Raw genomic sequence first — 14,654 nt, 5'->3', positions numbered from 1 at the left:
CATTCGCTCCGGGCCTTTCGTATTAATAGCGGTATCGCATGAACCGCCGTCGGGACCGTCTCAGAGGCGGGCCTTCACGGCCGCGGAGATCCGGGTGCCGTCGGCGCGCCCGGCGGCCAGCGCGGTCGCGGCCTTCATGACCTGACCCATCTGCCGCATGCCCGGCCGCTCGCCCAGCTGCTCGGCGACCTGCGCGATGGCGGTGTCGGCGATGTCGCCGACCTCGGCCTCGGTGAGCTGGGTGGGCAGGTACTCGTCGATGATCGATTCCTCGGCGCGCTCGTTGGCGGCGAGCTCGCCACGCCCGGCCTGCTCGTAGACCACGGCGGCCTCGTTGCGCTTCTTCGCCTCCTTCTGCAGGACGGCGATGATCTCGGGGTCGGAGAGCTCACGCGCCTCGGGTCCGGCGACCTCGGCGTTCTGGATCGCCGACAGCAGCATCCGCAGGGTGCCGAGGCGCAGCGCGTCCTTGCTCTTCATCGCGGCGGTCATATCCGTGCGCAGCGTGGTTTTGAGTTCCGACATGAGCGACACGGTACGAGGGACTTCTATCGTGGTCCAGCTCATTTGACTCGATGTTTCTCCGCCGGGTCGCCTATTCTGGGCAAATGCCCGTCTTCTCGACCACCGCCCTCAGCCGTGCCGCCCTGGGAGCCGCCGGGGCCGCGGTCGCCGGAATCGGATACGCGACGCTCATCGAGCGCAACGCCTTCACCCTGCGGGAGGCGACGCTGCCGGTGCTGGAACCGGGCAAGCCGTCGCTGCGGGTGCTGCACATCAGCGACCTGCACATGATGCCCGGGCAGCAGTTGAAACAGGCGTGGCTACGCGAGCTGGATCGGCTGGAACCGGACCTGGTGGTGAACACCGGGGACAACCTCTCGCACATGAAGTCGGTGCCTTCGGTGGTGCAGTCGCTGGGCGGATTGCTCGCGCGCCCCGGCATTTTCGTGTTCGGCTCGAACGACTACTTCGCGCCGGTGCCGAAGAACCCGCTCAAGTACTTCAAGAAGGACCACAAGCGCGTCTACGGCGAGCCGCTGCCCTGGCAGGACATGCGGGCCGCGTTCACCGAGCGCGGCTGGCTGGACCTGACCCACGTGCGCCGCGATATCGAGGTCGCGGGCGTGAAGATCTCCACCGCGGGCGTGGACGACCCGCACCTGAAGCGGGATCGCTACGAGACCGTCGCGGGCGCGCCGAATCCGCTGGCGGACTTGAGCATCGGGCTCACCCACTCGCCGGAGCCGCGGGTGCTGGACCGGTTCGCCGCCGACGGCTACGACCTGGTGATGGCGGGCCACACCCACGGCGGGCAGCTGTGCGTGCCCGGATTCGGCGCGCTGGTGACCAACTGCGGGATCGACCGGGCCCGGGTGAAGGGGGCGTCGCGCTGGGGCGCCCACACCCGGCTGCACGTGTCGGCCGGTCTGGGCACCTCGCCGTGGGCTCCGTACCGGTTCTGCTGCCGTCCGGAGGCGACGCTGCTGACGCTGGTCGGCGCGCCGCCGAAGAAGCCGGTGGCCGAGTCGGGGCGCGGCCGGGCCGCGTCCTCGGAGGCCGTCGCACGCTGATCGTCCCGCGGCGATATTGCCCCGGGCTCCCGCCGCGATATACAGCGCGGTATGTAGTCGTTCAGTAGGGGGCCATCGTGACCAGTGGAGACAACCACCGCAACGAGGCCGGCGGTTCGGAGCCCAATCCGGACTGGTGGCAGGGCACGCCGCCCGCGCAGGAGCAGGGTTGGCAGCCGGATTATCCGGCGCCGCAGCAGAATCAACCGCCGGGTCAGCCGTGGCCGCAGCCCGGGTATCAGCCGACCACGCCGATGCCCGCCGGGCAGTACGCTCCGCCGCCGCAGTATCCGCCGACGCAGGCGTTCACCCGGCCGCCGGAATACGGTCAGCAGCCGGGTTACGGGCGACAGCCGGCCTATCCGCCGCCCCCGGGCGCCGGCAAGGGCCGCGGCTGGCTGTTCGGTGGTCTCGCCGCGTTGCTGGTGGCGATCGTCGCGGTGGTGGGGATCGTCGCGCTGGTGAACAAGGGCTCGAATTCGCCGTCGGCCACGTCGAATACGACGCCGTCGCTGATCAGCGCGCTCACCTCGACCACCGCCAAGCCGTCGCCTTCGGGCAAGCCGACGCCCGGCAAGACCACGGCGCCGAAGGCGACCGGTACGCCGGGCGCGGTGATTCCCGGCTATCAGGTCGTGACGATCCCGAACAACGGTGCGGCCTATGACATTCCGCAGGGCTGGAAGCTGGACCACACCGGTCAGGACTCGTTCAGCAAGGGCTCGGACTCCGTGCCGGTGGCCGGGCTGGCGCAGGACGGCGTCGACTACTGCCCGGAGAACGTGCGCACCAACGTCTTCCTGACCCAGTCCGACGAGACCGATCCGGGCAAGGCCGCCACCGACATCGGGACCCGCCTGGGCCGCATCGGCTGGTCCACCTCCACCGGCACCACGCCCGGCGCGCCGGAGTCGTTCCAGTCCTCGGACAGACAGTTGCAGGGCGTCTACCTGGAGACCAAGGGGACGGCCACCCCGACGACCGCGGGTTGCGCATCGACCTACTCGATCTACACCTTCGCGTTTCCCGGTGACAGCGGCGCTTTCGTGTTCACGATCGCGGCCGATACCGGAGTGGCGCAGGCGGTGGACGCGACCTTGGCGAAGAAGATCCTCGCCAGCATCCGCCCGATCCAGTAGGCGGCACGACTCGTCGGACAGGGGGCCGCGGTGAGCGGAGAACGCGACGACCAGGGCGACGACCCGGATCGAACGACGTCCAGCGGCGATTGGTGGCAGGGCCCGGTCCACGACCGCCCCGCCAACCCGCCGCTGCCGCCCTATCACCCGGCCCCGAATTACCCTGTCCCCGAATCGAATCCGCACTCCTCCGGCGCGGGCGCGCAGGTTTTCGGATCGAATCCGTACGCCTCCGGACCGAGCCCTGAAGCATCCGGGCCGACCCGGTCCCCATCCGGGCCGAGGCCCCGAGTGGCGGGGAGAAGTCCGCACGCCTCCGGACCGAATCCCCAAGCGTCCGGCCGCAACCCGTACGCGTCCGGGCCGAATCCCTACGCCTCGGGCCCGAATCCGGTGTCCCCGGGCGCGAATTCGTACGGCACCGGTCCTGCCACCGTCGCCCCCGGATCGCCTCTTCCCGGCACCTATCCACCCCCGCGCGGTGATCGCGGCCGCCTGTGGCTGCTGGCGGCCATCGGCGCGGTCGTGGTGGCGATCGTCGCCATCGCCGCGATCGTGTTCGTCCTGCGCGATTCCGGCTCCACCCCCACGCCCGCCACTCCGCCGTCGTCGGCCGCACCGACCACCACCGCGCCGCGCGGCTCCACGACCGCCCCGGCCGCCACCCTGACCCCACGCATCCCCGGCTACCAGGTGGTGGTCCCCAAGGACCTGAAGGCCGCCTGGGACGTCCCCCAGGACTGGGCCGTCGACCTCGCCACCACCAAATACGGCACCGACGCCGACCACATCCCCGCCGCCGGTTTCGCCCAAGAGGGCGTCGACTACTGCCCGAACAACGTGCGCACCACCATGTTTCTCTCCACCTCCGACCTGTCCGACGCCACCGCCGCCGCCACCGACATCGGCGCCCACGCCGCCCGCATCGGCTGGTCCACCCGAACCTCCGCGAAAGCGGGCACGCCCCAACCCCTCGACGCCGGCGACGACACCCTCCACGGCACCTTCCTGGAAACCACCGGCACCTTCACCGCCCCCGCCGGCTGCGCCACCACGTTCTCGGTCTTCACCTACGCCGTGAGCGCCGGCTCCACCAGCGGCTCCCTGGTCCTCGTCATAGTCGCCGACACCGGCGTGGACCGCTCCGTCTCCCCCGATCTGGCCCGCGGAATCTTCGCCACCTTCCGCCTCCTTTAGCACTCTGACCAGCCGATTTAACACCTGGACAACGGGTGCGCTAAGCTACTGCAGGTTCACTTCACGGGGTGTGGCGCAGCTTGGTAGCGCGCTTCGTTCGGGACGAAGAGGTCGCAGGTTCAAATCCTGTCACCCCGACTGTGTGGTTGAGACACAACTCGGCCCCCGGCTCTTTCGAGAGCCGGGGGTTTTGTGTTTTCCGGGGTCGATCAGCGACGGAGGTGGCGGCTGAGGTCGCCGGTCAAGTGCATGGTGACGTGGCGCTCCGCGAATCGCCACTGTCCGTCGCGACGGTGGAAGCGGTCGCGGTAGCGGCCCGTGGCGATGGCCTGGAGGGGCAGGTCCGGGAGGGCTTGGAAGACCGTGAAGTAGGCGCGCGAGGTCGCGGTATTCGCGGGGTCGCCGAATTCGATGGCGATGTTGGTTGTGACGTGGTGTGTGCGCGGGGTGCCGTCGTCGTAGCGGATCACCATGCGCTGGAACATTCGCTCCACGTCCGCGCTGCCTCGGATCGAGCCACCGCCGCCGATGAACTCACCCTCCGCGAACAAGGCGCCGACTCCGGCGAAATCTCCGGCATCGACCAGTTCCGCGTACCGCGCGATCAGGTTTGTCACGGCGGTCGTGTCAGCGGCTGTGCTCATGGGCGGGACGATACGCGTTCGAGGGCCCGCGCCGGGCGAGGTGGCGTGTCGGTGTGCTGCGTTAAGCTGCGCCAGTCCCCTTGACACAGGGGGATTTTCGACAAATGGGGAGTGCAGAAATGAATATGGCGATGCTTGCCCGACCGCGGATCGGCTTTGCCGCGGCGGCAGGTGCGGTGGCGGTGGCCACCATTGTTGCGACGGCGGCGCCCGCGGCCGCCGAGGGGGTGACCATCTCGGCGTCGACGGCCTATTGCGTCGGATCGACCTACACGTTGACGCTGCCGGCCGCCGATGCCACGATCCTGATCGGCAATGTCCCCTGGCAGAACGCTTTTGCGTTCCAGACGCGGGCGACCGGCGATTCGGCCTTCACCATCGTCGCGACGGCTCCGTATGTGGCGGGCAAGGATGTCGTGGCGACGTGGACGCCGACCGCTCCGGGAGAGTTCATGACCAGCGCGTGGCCGTACAGCACTGATCGGGGGCTCTCCAATTTCGGGGAGAACGGCCCGACCGTGACCGTGGTCCAGACCGCTCCTGCCGGGACGACCTGCGCGCCGCCGACCGCTGGAAATGGCGGAACGGGCAGCGCGAGTTCGATTCCGGTGATCGGTGGACTGCTGAGCAGCCTGTCGGCTCAGAAGTAGCGTGACCGCGACGCGGCCCCGGCTCCCTCGCGGAGCCGGGGCCGTGTGTCATCCGGCGACGGGGCGAAGCCGATTGGCACCCAGGCGGTTCGCGTGGGTGGCGAGCAAGTTGTCGAGGGCCGCGGTGGTGGCGGGGTCGGCGGGGGTGAGGATCGTGAGGGTGTGGTCGGGGTCGTTGGGGCTGGTGAGGCTGTCGTAGGCGACGGTGAGGTCACCGGCTTCGGGGTGGCGGATGCGTTTGGTGCCGTGGCTGCGGTCCTGGACGGTGTGGTCGTCCCACCAGTCGGCGAATTCAGGGCTGTCCGTGCGTAATTCGTCGATGAGTGCGCGCAGGCCTGGGTCCGCGGGGTGGCGGGCCTGGTTGCGGCGGAGGATGCCTACGGTTTCGCGGGCGATGCGGTCCCAGTCGAGTTGGCCGGCGCGGATGCCGGGGTCGAGGAGGGTCAGGCGGGCGGTGTTGACGCCGGAGTCGAATCCGGTGCCGAAGAGGGCCACGGCGGCGGTGTTCCGGGCGAGGACGTCCAGGCGGAAGTCGGTCAGGTAGGCCGGGAGGGCGGGCATGCCGTCGAGGATCGTCAGGAGCGAGGCGGGCGGGGCGGCGATGGGGGTGCGGGCCGGGGGTGTGGCGCCGCGGGCGATGAGGTGGAGGTGGGCGCGTTCGGTGTCGGTCAGGCGGAGGGCCTCGGAGAGGGCGTCGAGGATGGCGGCGCCGGGGGTGCCGACGCGGCCCTGTTCGAGGCGGATGTACCAGTCGATGGAGACGGCGGCGAGCTGCGCCACTTCCTGCCTGCGCAGGCCGGGGGTGCGGCGCGGGCCGACCGCCGGGAGGCCCGCCTGCTCGGGTGACAGGCGTTCGCGCATGGCACGCAGGAAAGCGCCCAGCTCCTGTCCGGATGTCGTCATGTCCACGCTCGCACTCCTTCACTCGGCTCCAGCGTAGGAGAGCGGCCGGGTGGTACGCGGAATACCAGGGTGCACAGGCTCTCCCTGGGAGTTCCGGCTTTCGGGATGCTCGTCCTGTCATTCGAGCACCCGAGGAGAACCGCCATGACTCGCATCGCACGCACCGTTTCCGCGACCTTCGCCGTGGCGGCCCTGCTGTCCGCCGCCGCGTGCGGCACCGGCGGGGATTCGACGCCCGCCGCCCCCACCACGAATCCGGCCGCGTCCGTTCAGGTTCGGCCCGTGGTCCCGGCCGCTGCCGCACGGTTCACGGTCACCAGCCCGGACGGCGCCGCCGATCACGCCTTCCCGGCCGACTTCTACGCGGGCGCGTTCGGCTGCACCGCCGCCAATCACGCCCCGCGCCTGCAATGGTCGGGCGCACCGGCGGGCGCGAAGAGTTTCGCGGTCACCATGTTCGATCCGGATGCCCCGACCGGCGCGGGCTTCTGACACTGGCTGAACTGGGATATCCCGGCCACCGCAACCGATTTCACCGCGGGCGCGGCGGGCGTCGCGGGCGCCAATGACGCGGGTGCCCCCGGCTACCTGGGCCCGTGCCCGCCCACCGGCGACCGCCCGCACACCTATCAGATCTCGGTCCTGGCCCTGGACACCCCGAGTCTGGGCCTGCCCGCCACCGCGACCCCGGCGGTCGCGTCGTTCTCCATGGGCTCGCACATCATCGGTGTCGCCCAGCTGTCGCTGACCGCGCAGCGCCCCTGACCCGAACCAACGCGAAGGGTCCCGGCCGAATCGGCCGGGACCCTGTGTCGTGGAGCGGTTTACAGCCGTCAGCCCAGGTGCAGGCGACGCATGAGGCGCAGCGTGACCAGGGTCGACTTGAGCTGCTTCTCGTACGGCATGGACGAGCGGGAAGCCATGATCTGCTTCTTCTGGACGCCGACGTTGATGGTGTCGGTGTACTTCAGGAGCCCGGCCGCGCCGTGGCGGGTGCCGACGCCGGACTGCTTGACGCCGCCGGACGGCGTGCCCTTGGCGGCATAGCTGGTGATGAAGCCGTCGTTGATGTTGATCGAGCCGGATTCGATGCGCTCGGCGAGTTTCGTTGCGCGGTCGAAGTTTCCGGTCCAGATGGCGGCGTTCAACCCGTAGGGGGTGTCGTTCGCGAGCGCCACGGCCTCGTCGTCGGTCTTGTACTTGTAGATGCTGACGACCGGCCCGAAGGTTTCCATGGTGGCCAGCGCCATGTCCTTGGTGACCTCGGTGAGGACGGTCGGCTCGAAGAAGGCCGGTCCGAGGTCGGGACGCGGGTTGCCACCGGTGACGATGGTCGCGCCCTTCTCCCGCGCCTCGTCGACGTGCGCCGCGACCCGCTTCATGTGGTCGACGGAGACCAGCGACCCCATCTCGGGTGCGAAGTCGTAGGACGCGCCCATCTTCCCGGAGAGTTCCTCCGCGGCCGCGGTGAACCGGCGCAGGAACTCGTCGTAGATGCGTTCCTGCACGTAGATGCGCTCGATGTGCATGCAGATCTGGCCGGCGTTGCCGAAGGCCGCGAACAGGATCGACGGGATGGCCTCGTCGAAGTTGACGTCATCGAGCACGATCATCGGGTTCTTGCCGCCGAGCTCGAGGCTGCACCCGATCAGGTTGCGCCCCGACTGCTCGCCGATGGTGCGGCCGGTGGCGGTGGAGCCGGTGAACATGACGAACTCGACATTGTCGATCAGGGTCGGCCCGACGTCGGGGCCGACGCCGCAGACCACCTGGATGAGCCCGCGCGGCAGGCCCGCCTTCTGGAGCAGTTCGATGCCGTACAGGGTGCACAGCGCGGTCTTGTTGTCCGGCTTCATGATCACGCCGTTGCCCGCGATCAGCGCCGGGGTGGAGTCGGACATGGAGATGGCGAACGGGAAGTTCCACGGCGCGATGACCGCGACGACGCCCTTCGGCCGGTGCTCCTCGGTGGAGGAGGTGATGACCGGCATGGGCCCGGAGCGCTTCTTGGGCTTGAGCGTCTTCTCGGCGGTCTTGAGATACTGCGCGATCACCAGCGGGGTGTCGCACACTTCCTCGATGGCCATGCGCCGGGCCTTGCCGCAGCCGATCTGGATCAGGTCGGCGAGTGTCTCGATCTCGGTGAGCAGCAGCTCGTGCGCGCGCTCGAAGACGGCGAGCCGGTCCTTGAGCGGGCGGGCGGCCCATTCCTTCTGCGCGGCGCGAGCCATTTCGGCCGCGGCCACCACGTCCTCGGGGGAGGATTGGGGCAGGTAGCCGACGACGTCGCCGGTGTAGACCTCGGTCATCTCGAAGGGCTCGCGGGCCTCGCCGGCCTTGCCCGCGGTCACCATCGCGGTCAGCCGGTTGATGAGGGATTCCGTGACGCGCGGCGGAAGCTTCGCCTTACTCGTTGTGCTCATGGGACTCTCTCCACTACTTGCCGCCCGTGACGGCGGTCACCATGGTTCAAACTAGAACACGTTATTGTTTAGGACAACGGCGCGGGGTACTTTCGTGCCGGAATCTTGGTTCGTCCATATCGAAAGAAGGGTCGGCGATGACCGCAGCGACTGCTGAAACCCCCGCCAACACCGAGCCGCACGCGCTGGTCGAGAAGCGTGGCGCGACGCTCATCGTCACCATGAACCGCCCGAAGTCCAAGAACGCGCTGACCGGCGAGATGCTGGCCATCATGACCGAGGCGTGGGACACGGTCGACAACGATCCGGAGATCCGCTCCTGCATCCTCACCGGTGCCGGTGGCGCGTTCTGCGCGGGCGCGGATCTGAAGAACATGAACAAGAACAAGCCCGAGGACGGCATGAAGGAGGGTTCGGCCTTCGACCCGTCCCGCATGCCGGGTCTGCTCAAGGGCCGCCGTCTGACCAAGCCGCTGATCGCCGCCGTCGAGGGCGCGGCCATCGCGGGCGGCACCGAGATCCTGCAGGGCACCGACATCCGCATCGCCGGTGAGAGCGCCAAGTTCGGTGTGTCCGAGGCGAAGTGGAGCCTGTTCCCGATGGGCGGCTCGGCGGTGCGCCTGCCGCGCCAGATCCCGTACACCGTGGCCGCGGAGCTGCTGCTGACCGGCCGCCACATCACCGCCGCGGAGGCGCTGAACTTCGGCCTGATCGGCCACGTGGTGCCGGACGGCACCGCGCTGGACAAGGCCCTGGAGATCGCCGAGCTGATCAACAACAACGGCCCGCTGGCCGTGCAAGCGATCCTGAAGGTCATCCGCGACACCGAGGGCCTGCACGAGGAAGAGGCGTTCAAGATCGACGCCAAGGTCGGCCTGCCGGTCTTCCGCAGCAATGACGCCAAGGAAGGCCCGCGCGCGTTCGCCGAGAAGCGCAAGCCGAACTTCCAGGGCAACTGAGGAATTCGAGGTGGCGACGGAACCTCTCCCGTCACCACCTCGAACCATCAGCGGGCGGCTACTTCCTCGGCCAGGAATCCGCCGGACTGGTGCCGCCACAGCTGCGCGTAGGTGCCTTCTCCGCGCAGCAGTTCCTCGTGGCTGCCCTGTTCGACGATCCGCCCGCGATCGAGCACGATGAGCCGGTCCATCCCGGCCACGGTGCTCAACCGGTGCGCGACCACCAGCGCCGTACGCCCTTCCATCAACTCCCAGAGCGCCTGTTGCACCAGGATCTCGCTCTCGGAGTCGAGGGCGCTGGTGGCCTCGTCCAGCAGCAGGATCGGGGCGTCGCGCAGGATGGCCCGCGCGAGCGCGACCCGCTGGCGTTGTCCGCCGGACAGTTTCACGCCGCGCTCGCCGATGAGCGTGTCCATGCCGTCGGGCAGCCCGTCCGCGAATTCGGTGACGTGGGCGGCCTTGGCGGCGCGCCGCACCTCCTCGTCGGTGGCCTCGGGCCGGGCGAAGCGGATGTTGTCGCTCAGCGACCGATGGAACATGGCCGGGTCCTGCGGCACGTAGGACAGCAGGCTGCGCAGATCGCTCTGGCGTAGTCGCGAGATGTCCTGTCCGCCGATGCGGATCACGCCGCCGTCGATGTCCATCATGCGCAGCAGCAACTGGGTGAGCGTGCTCTTGCCGCCGCCGGACCGGCCGACCAGCCCGATGCGCGCGCCGCTGGGCACGTCCAGATCCAGGCCGCGGAACAGCGGCTGCGCCCCCGCGTGCGCGAAGTTCACCTGCTCGAACCGGATGTCGGACCCCTTGGGCCGCAAGGGTTCCGGTTCGGCGATGTCGAGCACGGTCGGAGATTCCAGCAGCAGCTCGGTGAACTGCGCGGCCTCGGTGGTGGTGCTCTCCAGCCGCCGGTAGATCTGGTTGAACCGGAACATGATCCCGGTGGCGTTCCAGTAGTAGGTGAAGGCCACCATGATCACCTCGACCGACGCGTGCCCGCCGCCCATGCCGAGGGCGATGAGCAGCCCGGCCACGTTCACGATCACCATCAGCGGGGTGATGGCGGTGTCGATGTAGAGATTGTTGTAATCCCACGACAGCAACGACTTTCGCCGTTGCACCGCGACCCGCCGCCGGTGTTCGGCGATCTCCTCGGGTTCGGCCGCGAAGGCCCGTACCGCCTGCATGTTCGACAGGGTGTCGGAGACGTGCCCGGACACCAGGGCGATGGCCGCCTCGCGGTCGTCGACCAGATGCTGGCGGCGGCGGATGAGCGGGGCGACGACCACGCCGCTGACGGCGATGAGGCCGAGCAGCACGATGACCAGCATCGGGTCGTAGCGCCACAGCACCACCGACGCGAAGGTCAGCGGCACGAAGGCGGCGACGATCTCGAAGGCGAAGGTGTCGGCGAAGTCCTCGAACCGGGTGGCGAAACTCAGCGCGCGCTTGGTCAGCGAGCCCGCGAAGTTGTTGTGGAAGAACGCGGAGTCCTTGGCGAGGAGTTCGTCCATCGCGGTGTTGTAGAGGTTCTCGATCCCGTTGGCGTCCAAGCGGTTCAGGAAGTGGATGCCGATGCGCCAGCACACCTCGGCGATGAACAGCAGCGCGCCGAACCCCACCACATAGGGTGCGAGCGCGCCGATGGACGAGTCGCCGGTGGCGGCGACCTTGCCGACGACGATCGCGACCAGCAGCGGCGCGATGTAGAGCTGGCAGATATTGCCGAGAGCGGGCCCCAGCATGGCCGTGATCGTGATGGCTTTGCGCCGGGCCATTTCCCGGCCGTAGTAGCGCAGAACCAGCCGTACCCCGGACGTGCGCGTACTCATTCATCCCCTCTCGGCTAGTGCTTGCAGAGAGCCCAGAGTGCCTGGAGGGGAGTGATAGCGCTAGTGAATTATCGCTGGATGGTTGCTGGATACGGGTGCTGGGCGGCCGCAGAGCCCGGGCCGCCCAGCACCGGAGCGGATGCCGATCGGAGCACGTGCCGGCATCCACGTTCGGGGGGGTTCTACTCGATCGGACGAATCGTGCGGCGGATGATGGCGCGCGCCACGCCGGGCAGGAATCGCCGCATGTAGTAGGCGGGCCGAGCCTCTCCGGGGAATACGTAGAGCGGCGTCTTCGGTGCGGCCAACGCCTTTTCCAGGGCGTCGACGACGAATTCCGGGGTGACGGGGACCGCGTTGCCGAGCACGCTGGCGTTCTCCTCGCGGACCACGTCCAGGAACGGGGTCTCGACGCCGGGCGGGCACAGGACGAGCAGGCGCACGCCGGTGCCGTGCAGTTCGTAGGAGAGGCTCTCGGCGAAGCCGATGACGGCGTGCTTGGACGCGGTGTATCCGGCCATGCCGGGTGAGGGCAGCCAGCCGACGAGCGAGGCGAACAGCACCACGGTCCCCGCGCCCGCGTCCCGCATGGCGGGCACGACCGCCTGCGCCAGGTTGACGGTCCCGATGTAGTTGACGTCCATCATCTTCCGGATCAGGGCCACGTCGTGGTCCAGCACCGAGGCGTGCACATGGCCGATGCCGGCCGCGTGCACCAGCCGGTCGATGGTCCCCAGTTCCGAGCGCACCTTGTCGACGACGGCCCGCACCTGCGCGGCATCGGAGACGTCGCATTCATAGGTGTGGGTGTTGGGCGAGCGGGCGGCGGTGACGGCCAGCCCGTCGGCGTTCACGTCGACGGCCGCCACCTGCCAGCCCGCGGCCGCGAGGCGTTGCGCGACGACGCGGCCCTGACCGCTGGCCGCTCCGGTGACCAGTGCGGTGCGGCTCATCGGACCTCCTGGGTCTGCAAGACCGTTGCGGCGTCCTCGAAAGTCATGCGGAGCGCGCCGATCCGGCTGGAGAACAGTGCGCGCCCGGGCAGCCCGAGAGCGCGCAGTTGATCGGAGACGGGGTGGTCTCCGAGGTGGATGCGCGCGCCGCCCGGCCGTCCCCGGACCTGGCCGGGGTTCATGATCCAGGGTGTGCGACGCAGGATTCCGTTACGCGAGGTGTAGGCGTCGATGGAGGCGCCGCCCGCGCCGGCGGGCATCGGGACGCCGTCGGCGACTCGCAGCGCGAGCACGAACTGCCCGTCGACGCGGACCTCGCACCGGTGCCCGCGCCCGTCGGGCGCGATGTCGATGTCGGCCATGAGCTTGGGGAAGCCCCAGATCGACTGTCCCGCTTCGCAGGTGAAGCTCTGGTTCACCGGCAGCCAGTGGATGTAGGCCCCGGTGCTGTCCTTGCGTCCGGGCTGTTTCGCCATGATCGAGAACGCGAATTCGTGGTACGGCCCGAGGTCGCCGTCGACGTAGCGCACGAAGGCCAGCGAGAGCACGGCCTTGCCGAGCAGGGTGAGCGGCTCCAGCCCGGTGCCGGTGAGCAGTTCGGCGGCGGCGCGGGCGTCGACGAGGAACAGCGCCGAACTCGCGTCCGCGTGCCGGATCCGCACCGGCATGCTGACCCGCTCCCCGAGCACGGTGTGGGCATCTACCATGTTCGAATTAGAACAGGTTTCACCTAGGCGCGCCGGTTGTTTCACGCAGTTCGTCCGCTCACCGGTCACCTACTTTCATGGTCTGGCGCCCGCTCGGCGACATATGCCTTCGCCCACCGGTAATCGGGCTTCCCGCTCGGCGTCCGGGCGACGGTCCCGGCCACCCAGATCCGGCGCGCCAGTTTGTATCCGGCGAGGCGCTCGCGCACGTGGGCCTCCAGGACCGCCAGGTCGATGTCGCCGTCCGCCGGGGACACCACGGCCGCCACCAGCTGACCCCATCGCTCGTGCGGCACCCCCACCACGACCGCGTCGTAGACCGACGGATGCGCCTTGAGCGTGGCTTCCACTTCTTCGGGAAAGACCTTCTCGCCGCCGGTGTTGATGACCATGTTGCCGCGCCCGATCAACGTGACCGACCCGTCGGATTCGACGCGCGCGCGATCGTCGGTGATCACCATCCGCACGCCGTCCACGATGCGGAACAGCTTGCCGGTCTTGACCGGATCCTTGTAGTACCCGATCGGCACATTGCCGGTCTTGGCCACCCAGCCCTCCCCGCCGGGTGCGACGGGCCGCCCGTCATCGTCGACCACCAGCGCGCCTCGACCGGTGCTCACGCGCGGCGCGCGGGCCGGATCGTCGTCCTTCTGCGCGAATCCGATTCCGCCGAAACCGGTTTCGGACGACCCGATGGACTCGGTGACCAGGGTGTTCGGGAACAGTTCCAGCAGTGCGTTCTTCACCGGCTGGGTCAGCTGCGCCGCCCCTGACCCGATGGAGACGAGCGAGGAGGCGTCCACGGGCGCGGCCCGATACGCGTCGACCAGCGGCCGGGCGATGGCGTCGCCGGTGACGACCAGGACGTGCGGCCGTTCCCGCGCCACCACCCGCCACACCTCGCCGGGATCGAAGCGCGGCTGGAACAGCACCGCGTTGCCCGACCACAGCGCGGTGAAGGTGGGCATCATGGCGGCGGCGTGGATGAGCGGCGGCAGCACGAACCAGGTCATGGGGAACTCGTTCCGCGCGGCCACCCGGGACTGCTGGTATTCGTCGGCGACGGGTTCACCGGTGTAGAAGTCGATGCCGCCGCCGAGCACCCGCCACATGTCCTCCTGGCGCCAGATGACGCCCTTGGGCAGACCGGTGGTGCCGCCGGTGTACATGATGAAGTGGTCGTCGGCGCTGCGCGGACCGAAATCCCGGATGCCGGAGGCTGATTCGAGCGCCTCCTCGTAGGGCAGCGAACGGCTCGGCAGTCCCGCTCCCCCTTGGTCGTCCTCCACGACCAGGGTGTGCCGCAGCTTCGGCAGCTGATCCCGGATCTCCTCGATGAGCGGCGCGTAGCAGCGGTGGTGCACCGCCATCTCGAGGTCGGCGTTGTCGTAGACGTAGCGCAGTTCCTCGGCCCGGTACCGGTAGTTGATATTGACCGGCACCGCGCGAATCTTGTAGCAGCCCAGCAGGGTTTCGAGGCTCTCGATGCTGTTGTGCATGTGGAACCCGATGTGGGTGCCGGGCCCGGCCCCGGCCGCCGCCAGGTGGTGAGCGAGCCGGTTGGCGCGGGCGTCGAGCTGGGCGAAGGTGAGCCGCCGTGTCCCCTCGATCACGGCGGTCCGGTCCGGCACGGCGTCGGCCGAATGTTCGTAGAGGTCGGCGAAGTTGCACGCCAT

The 14,654-nt window shown here is 69.0% G+C and carries 13 protein-coding genes, 1 tRNA gene and 1 pseudogene; 7 read left to right on the top strand and 8 right to left on the bottom strand.

The window, feature by feature from the left end; all coding sequences use genetic code 11:
- Positions 1 to 60 precede the first annotated feature (60 nt).
- Positions 61 to 525 (bottom strand): GatB/YqeY domain-containing protein, encoded by a 465-nt coding sequence (locus ACFRAQ_RS25290; protein ID WP_357087687.1) that lies wholly within the window; start codon positions 523 to 525, stop codon positions 61 to 63.
- A gap of 83 nt (positions 526 to 608) precedes the next feature.
- On the opposite strand from ACFRAQ_RS25290, the gene ACFRAQ_RS25285 reads away from it, so the two are divergent.
- The 4 genes from ACFRAQ_RS25285 to ACFRAQ_RS25270 all read left to right on the top strand — a co-directional run bounded on the left by ACFRAQ_RS25285 (position 609) and on the right by ACFRAQ_RS25270 (position 4,048).
- Positions 609 to 1,574 (top strand): metallophosphoesterase, encoded by a 966-nt coding sequence (locus tag ACFRAQ_RS25285; RefSeq protein WP_379103618.1) that lies wholly within the window; start codon positions 609 to 611, stop codon positions 1,572 to 1,574.
- Between the two features lie 77 nt (positions 1,575 to 1,651).
- A complete protein-coding gene (locus ACFRAQ_RS25280; RefSeq protein WP_379103616.1) occupies positions 1,652 to 2,713 on the top strand; it encodes a hypothetical protein in 1,062 nt (353 codons plus the stop codon).
- Positions 2,714 to 2,743: 30 nt separating this feature from the next.
- Positions 2,744 to 3,910: a hypothetical protein gene (locus tag ACFRAQ_RS25275; protein ID WP_379103614.1), complete on the top strand. Its 1,167-nt coding sequence runs from the start codon at positions 2,744 to 2,746 to the stop codon at positions 3,908 to 3,910.
- A 64-nt stretch (positions 3,911 to 3,974) separates the two neighbouring features.
- A tRNA-Pro gene (locus tag ACFRAQ_RS25270) sits at positions 3,975 to 4,048 on the top strand.
- 71 nt (positions 4,049 to 4,119) lie between these two features.
- Here ACFRAQ_RS25270 and ACFRAQ_RS25265 read toward each other — a convergent pair.
- Complete coding sequence (locus tag ACFRAQ_RS25265; protein ID WP_379103612.1) at positions 4,120 to 4,554, bottom strand: nuclear transport factor 2 family protein; 435 nt, start codon at positions 4,552 to 4,554, stop codon at positions 4,120 to 4,122.
- A 119-nt stretch (positions 4,555 to 4,673) separates the two neighbouring features.
- Between ACFRAQ_RS25265 and ACFRAQ_RS25260 the strand changes: the two genes are divergently transcribed.
- The gene (locus ACFRAQ_RS25260) at positions 4,674 to 5,204 is read left to right on the top strand and encodes a hypothetical protein (RefSeq protein ID WP_379103610.1); all 531 of its coding nucleotides are present in this window, start codon (positions 4,674 to 4,676) and stop codon (positions 5,202 to 5,204) included.
- Positions 5,205 to 5,252: 48 nt separating this feature from the next.
- Here the strand turns inward: ACFRAQ_RS25260 and ACFRAQ_RS25255 are convergent, their stop codons facing one another.
- On the bottom strand, positions 5,253 to 6,107 hold the full coding sequence (locus ACFRAQ_RS25255; RefSeq protein WP_379103801.1) for a helix-turn-helix transcriptional regulator: 855 nt from the start codon (positions 6,105 to 6,107) through the stop codon (positions 5,253 to 5,255).
- Positions 6,108 to 6,212: 105 nt separating this feature from the next.
- Here ACFRAQ_RS25255 and ACFRAQ_RS25250 point away from each other — a divergent pair.
- A pseudogene (locus tag ACFRAQ_RS25250) lies at positions 6,213 to 6,872 on the top strand (YbhB/YbcL family Raf kinase inhibitor-like protein).
- 68 nt (positions 6,873 to 6,940) lie between these two features.
- On the opposite strand, the gene ACFRAQ_RS25245 reads toward ACFRAQ_RS25250, so the two are convergent.
- On the bottom strand, positions 6,941 to 8,530 hold the full coding sequence (locus ACFRAQ_RS25245) for a succinic semialdehyde dehydrogenase (RefSeq protein ID WP_379103608.1): 1,590 nt from the start codon (positions 8,528 to 8,530) through the stop codon (positions 6,941 to 6,943).
- A 137-nt stretch (positions 8,531 to 8,667) separates the two neighbouring features.
- Between ACFRAQ_RS25245 and ACFRAQ_RS25240 the strand changes: the two genes are divergently transcribed.
- Positions 8,668 to 9,489: a crotonase/enoyl-CoA hydratase family protein gene (locus ACFRAQ_RS25240; RefSeq protein WP_357087710.1), complete on the top strand. Its 822-nt coding sequence runs from the start codon at positions 8,668 to 8,670 to the stop codon at positions 9,487 to 9,489.
- A 47-nt stretch (positions 9,490 to 9,536) separates the two neighbouring features.
- On the opposite strand, the gene ACFRAQ_RS25235 is transcribed toward ACFRAQ_RS25240, so the two are convergent.
- The 4 genes from ACFRAQ_RS25235 to ACFRAQ_RS25220 all read right to left on the bottom strand — a co-directional run bounded on the left by ACFRAQ_RS25235 (position 9,537) and on the right by ACFRAQ_RS25220 (position 14,654).
- The gene (locus tag ACFRAQ_RS25235) at positions 9,537 to 11,318 is read right to left on the bottom strand and encodes an ABC transporter ATP-binding protein (protein WP_379103605.1); all 1,782 of its coding nucleotides are present in this window, start codon (positions 11,316 to 11,318) and stop codon (positions 9,537 to 9,539) included.
- 182 nt (positions 11,319 to 11,500) lie between these two features.
- Positions 11,501 to 12,271: an SDR family NAD(P)-dependent oxidoreductase gene (locus ACFRAQ_RS25230; protein WP_379103603.1), complete on the bottom strand. Its 771-nt coding sequence runs from the start codon at positions 12,269 to 12,271 to the stop codon at positions 11,501 to 11,503.
- Positions 12,268 to 12,978, bottom strand: a complete 711-nt coding sequence (locus ACFRAQ_RS25225; RefSeq protein WP_379103601.1) for an acetoacetate decarboxylase family protein — start codon at positions 12,976 to 12,978, stop codon at positions 12,268 to 12,270. The genes ACFRAQ_RS25230 and ACFRAQ_RS25225 overlap by 4 nt, the downstream gene beginning before the upstream one ends.
- Before the next feature lie 65 nt (positions 12,979 to 13,043).
- Complete coding sequence (locus tag ACFRAQ_RS25220) at positions 13,044 to 14,654, bottom strand: acyl-CoA synthetase (RefSeq protein WP_379103599.1); 1,611 nt, start codon at positions 14,652 to 14,654, stop codon at positions 13,044 to 13,046.

The organism is Nocardia sp. NPDC056611 (assembly GCF_042792755.1).
Classification (GTDB): Bacteria; Actinomycetota; Actinomycetes; order Mycobacteriales; family Mycobacteriaceae; genus Nocardia.
Note: the sequence above shows the minus strand (reverse complement) of the source record. Positions and strands in the feature narration are given on the sequence as shown.